The sequence below is a fragment of the Streptosporangium sp. NPDC006013 genome, from assembly GCF_040614275.1.
Classification (GTDB): domain Bacteria; phylum Actinomycetota; class Actinomycetes; order Streptosporangiales; family Streptosporangiaceae; genus Streptosporangium.
Map to the genome: position 1 here is coordinate 1 of NZ_JBEXUE010000641.1, position 4,761 is coordinate 4,761.

At 65.9% G+C, this 4,761-nt stretch carries 3 protein-coding genes; 2 read left to right on the top strand and 1 reads right to left on the bottom strand.

Annotation, left to right across the window (positions count from 1 at the left end):
- Together ABZ260_RS46820 and ABZ260_RS46825 are read left to right on the top strand one after the other, a co-directional pair.
- Positions 1–663, top strand: a 663-nt coding sequence (locus tag ABZ260_RS46820; RefSeq protein ID WP_355631271.1) for a barstar family protein, incomplete at its 5' end; no start/stop codon positions are given.
- A 445-nt stretch (positions 664–1,108) separates the two neighbouring features.
- On the top strand, positions 1,109–2,395 hold the full coding sequence (locus ABZ260_RS46825; RefSeq protein WP_355631274.1) for a hypothetical protein: 1,287 nt from the start codon (positions 1,109–1,111) through the stop codon (positions 2,393–2,395).
- 168 nt (positions 2,396–2,563) lie between these two features.
- Here ABZ260_RS46825 and fmdA read toward each other — a convergent pair whose 3' ends face one another.
- Positions 2,564–3,820 carry a formamidase gene (gene fmdA, locus ABZ260_RS46830; RefSeq protein WP_355631277.1) on the bottom strand — a complete coding sequence of 419 codons (1,257 nt, stop codon included), beginning with the start codon at positions 3,818–3,820 and terminating at the stop codon, positions 2,564–2,566.
- Between the last annotated feature and the right edge of the window lie 941 nt (positions 3,821–4,761).

Here is a 4,761-nt window from a genome sequence, read left to right on the forward strand (position 1 = left end):
TGCCTTCCCTCCCAGCAGATGCGCGACCACCTCAGCGGATCCAAGCGCTACCGCCAGAGGAATCCGCTGGGGCTGGAGGCGCTCTGGATGCTTGATATGGCAGGGAATCCGCTCGCGGAGTTCTGGATGGGCGAGATCATCGACTGGCGATCCTCGCCGCTCAGCCGTGAACGGGGGGACCTGGTCGCCCGCTGGGGGGAGGACACTCCCTCCTCTCGTGCACGGCATGTCTGGGAGCGTTGGCGTACGGCCAGGCCCGACCGGATCAACCAGTGGGCCGACTACGTGGGGACAGACAGAGAGGAATGGCTGACCATCGTCCGCCACAACAGCCGCTGGCGGACAGGACACCCCGATCGCCCATCGGGACGCGCCTACGATCTCGATGGAACGCACGTCACCGACAAGGCGAGCTTCTACCTGGCGATCGGGGAAGCGGTCAACGGGCCGGGTGGTTACTTCGGTTGGAATCTCGACGCGCTGAGCGACTGTCTGTGTGGGCATTTCGGAGCGGAGGCGCCTTTCACGCTGGTCTGGCACCATTCGCACATTGCCCGGAAATCTCTCGCCTTCTCATTCGAGGGAGCGGGTGCCAACTCGACCTACTTCGATGTCATCCGCACCGTCTTCGAGGAGAAGGGGGTAGATGTCGTGCTGAGGTGATCCTCTGTCGCCTGGATGTTCACCACCTTGCGGGCCGATTCGGGATCGCCGTCTAGAGGACAGGGTGTCGAGGTTCGGTTGATTCGACGTAGGGCGTCTTCGAACTCGCCTTGCCACGTCTTTCGGCCTGTGCGGTGTGCCGCCTGTCGTGGCTCCGGGTAAGGGGCCCAGCGGGATGACGGGCATTCGCGGAGCGGCCGGTGAGGCATGGTCCCGATGCCTGTCAAGACGCTGAGAACCTCGCTGATTCGCCCTTTTATGTCCTCCTTGAGTGATCTTGTCACGCTCCAATGCGGACGTTTGGATCGAGGGAGTGATCTTCTGCGGCGCGTCACAGGCGGCGGGTTCCGGGTACCTCACCCGTCTCGCCGCCTGCCCGGCCCGGTCCTCTCGCAGTGGGCGGGTCGCCGGCCCGCGCCGTCCTCCACGAGAAGGAGTCGTGACCATGACCATGCTGACCTACACCGTCCTCACCGACCCGGCGCCCCTGGAGGCGTCGGCATCCGGGCGGTCCCCGTCCACGGGGACGGTGTATCTGCTCGTCACCAACACCGGGCCGCAGGCGGCGTACTGGTCCACGATCACGGTGGAGGTGCCCGTCGGTAACGGCGCCGGTGATCTCACCTCGGACTTCAGCACGATCAGTCCCAGGGGTGAGTACGGCACGCGGTCGGGCGCCCGGTCGCCGGTGAACGTCCAGCCGGGGTCAGGGGGTTCCAACTCCTTTCAGGTCACCGCCTCCGGCGGCAAAGCCTCTTTCGTCTCCGGTGACCACCTGGTGCTGACGCTGGAGAACGTCACCGTCACCGCTGCCGCCGGGCTGGCCGTGCTGAGGGTGACCGAGCACACCGGCAGAACCAGGACCGGGCGCCTGACCGACGGCTTCGCGGCGGTGGCGCTGGTGAAGACCGCTCCGAAGGAGATTCCGGCGCCGCGCGACTTCCGCCCGGACAACGCCATGGTGGACGCCGGAACAACGATCGCGCTGAGCTGGGAGGGGTCCGACGACTTCGAGTACAGGATCCTGTTCCCGGGTGGGCAGGAGACCGTCCCCCAGGGTGCGCGCTCCTGGTCACCGGCCGCGGCCCCGAGGCGGGCCACCACCTACACCCTCGCCGCCACGTCCCGCAGCACGCCCGGGCGGGAGCACTTCCTCACCACGACCGTTCAGGTGCGCAATCCCGTTCTGGAAACCCTCACCGTCACCACCGGTGTCACCACCCCATGGGTGCAAGGGGCGAACGGCAGTGACGGAACCATCACCTTCTCCCAGGGCGCGGTGAACGTATGGAGCGCGTTCGGCTCCCAGGAACGGGGGGCGGTGTTCGCCGGAAAGGCCGACCTCACCGGGGTGAACACCGAATGGGTGCAGGGAAGAAGCACCGATGACGGATGGATCAGCTTCCCCAAGGAGGGGCTGAACGTGCGCCATGGAAGCGGAGCATGGGGAACCGTGTTCGCCGAGAAGGCCGACCTCACCGGGGTGAACACCCGATGGGTGCAGGGAAGGAGCACCGAAGACGGATGGATCAGCTTCCCCAGGTTCGGGATCCAGGTATCCCGGGGCGGGACGGACAGTGCCAAGGACGGCGTCGTGTACACGGAGAACATCTACGCGAACGACAGGGACGACAGCTCGTTCGTCAACCTCCACAGCGAGGGGATAACCGTGTACTCGCCCAACGGGAGGAACCGGATCGGGAGCGTGACGGCCCGCATCGACGGGCAGTGAACGGGGTGTGAGGCGCGGGCGCGCGGATCGCCGCACCCGGCGCCGAGGCCCGTGCGTCCGCACTCCCGGTGTTCCCGCGGTTCCCACGGGTCCGCGGTTACCTAAGCCGTTGAGCTGTATAAATGCCTGCTCCTACGTCCTGAGGGCCAACAGGGCGGGCAGCGGTTCTCAGTCGAAGCCGGCGTGCGGTGCGCTGGTGCCCTGTGGCACGCGGAGCGGACCGGAGGCGCCGGGACGGATGTCGAAGTCGAAGATCGCGGTTGGAAGGTAGATGGTGGCGCAGGAGTTGGGGATGTCCACCACCCCCGACAGCCGGCCCTCGATCGGCGCGGCGCCGAGCAGTAGATATGCCTGCTCGGGGCTGTAGCCGAACGCCGTCAGGTAGTCGATCGCGTGCAGGCAGGCACGCTGGTAGGCCAGTTGCGAGTCAAGATAGCGCTGCTCGCCGTTCAGGGTGACGGACACCCCGGAGAAGGCGAGCCACTCACTGTACTGAGGGCCGGTGCGGCCCGGCATGAAGATGGCGTTCTCGCCGACGCGGTACGTTTGCATACCATCCTTGATGACTTCGACCCGCAGGTCGATGAAGCCGCCCATCTCGATGGCACCGCAAAAGGTGATCTCGCCGTCGCCCTGCGAGAAGTGCAGGTCGCCGACCGACAGGTTCGCGCCGGGTACGTACACCGGGTAGAACACGCGGGAGCCCCGGGTGAGGTTCTTGATGTCCTGGTTGCCGCCGTTCTCTCGCGGCGGCGCGGTGCGGGCCGCCTCGGCCGCGATCCGGTCGAACTCGGATGGGGAGACAGAGCCGAGAACGGCGTCCCGGGGCTCGGGAGGCAGGGCCAGCGGCGGCACTCTCTGCGGGTCCGTGGCTATCAGCGCCGATTCCCTCGCGTTCCATTTCGACAGCAGCGCCGCCGATGGCGCGGTGCCCATGAGCCCGGGGTGGGTGATGCCGGTGAACGACACCGCTGGGATATGACGTGATGTGGCAGTCTGGCCGGAGAAGTCCCAGATCGCCTTGTAGGCGTCGGGGAACTGCTCAGTGAGGAACCCGCCGCCGTTCTTGGTGGGGAAGATCCCGGTGTAACCCCAGCCCTGACCGGCCAGCGGGCCGCTGTCCTCCTGGGGGATGGGCCCCAGGTCGAGGATGTCCACGACCAGCAGGTCGCCCGGCTCGGCCCCCTCGACCGCGAACGGGCCGCTGAGCGCGTGCACCGTCGTCAACGGGGCGTCACGGATGTCCTCGGCGGAGTCGTCGTTGTGGATCGCACCGTCGAACCACTCCCGGCAGTGGACCCGGAAGCTGTCGCCGGGTTTGACCCATGCCACAGGCGGGATCGCGGGGTGCCAACGGTTGTGACCGATCTTGACCTGGTCGGTGAACTTCCTCTTCGAGTCGAGCGGGAAAATCAACTCTGGCACGGCTGGATTCCTTTCGGCGCTGCGAGACGGTCACGGCCGCGGCAGGCGACTGGTAGCGGGATGGGCGACCGTCGCACCTCCGGTACGGCGCTGCGGCAGGGACGTGACGACTTCGGGCTCGAAGGCGCTGCGCTCCGCGCGCTGCAACCGGGGGGACACGGCGGCCGGAGTACGCGCGAGCATCGGCGCTGAGAACGCCCGAACCGAGGCCGCGCCGCAGTCTGGGCACGGCACCGCAGCGGGTGCGGTGCCGATCGGAAAGGTGATCTCAATTTCAGAGCAGCACGGGCACCGATAGACATATACCGCCATAGCACGCGCCCTTCGAGTGAATCCGAAATGGTTTTCCCCGGTCGTGACCCTCTCTGCCGACGTGGTCTCGGGGAATGGTCTCAGATTCGGATGTATCCGCAATTTAACGTATGAATGCAATGCAATCCATCTCGCTTCCGCCAACTTGCTCGCACAATAAGGTAGATCGCTTAGTTCGTAGGCGGAAATAAGAGGAAATATTCCTTTGTTTGCAATACATAAACCATGTGGCTTTTGTAGACCGTGCTCTCCTGGAGCGGGCGCCTCAGGCTCAGATGCTCCTCGTGAGGTGGGTAGTTATGGAGCCTCCCGTGCTTGGCTGTCGCGACGGATGGATCACCTCGTCGAGTGCCGCCGCGAGGCCCTGGACGGACCGTCGCAGCTGTGGTCCGAGGGTCTGCGAGCCGGGATTATCACCAACGGGATCGCGGACAACCAGCTCGGCAAGGTCCGGCGTCGTTCGCCTTGCTGCCGGTTTACCTAGGTTGAGGTGACAGCGACGCCCCCGCTGCTCGTGTTCTGGACGATCTCGCTCAAGCGCAGGAATGGGCTGGCGGCTCTTGCGACGTCGGAAGGCGCGTCTGTCGGCTCAGACCGCAGTGCGCTATCTGATGGGCCGAGGGTTCATC

Bases quoted from the DNA above. Each gene is read 5' to 3' on its own strand.
- ABZ260_RS46825 (WP_355631274.1), top strand. From the start codon at position 1,109: ATGACCATGCTGACCTACACCGTCCTCACCGACCCGGCGCCCCTGGAG.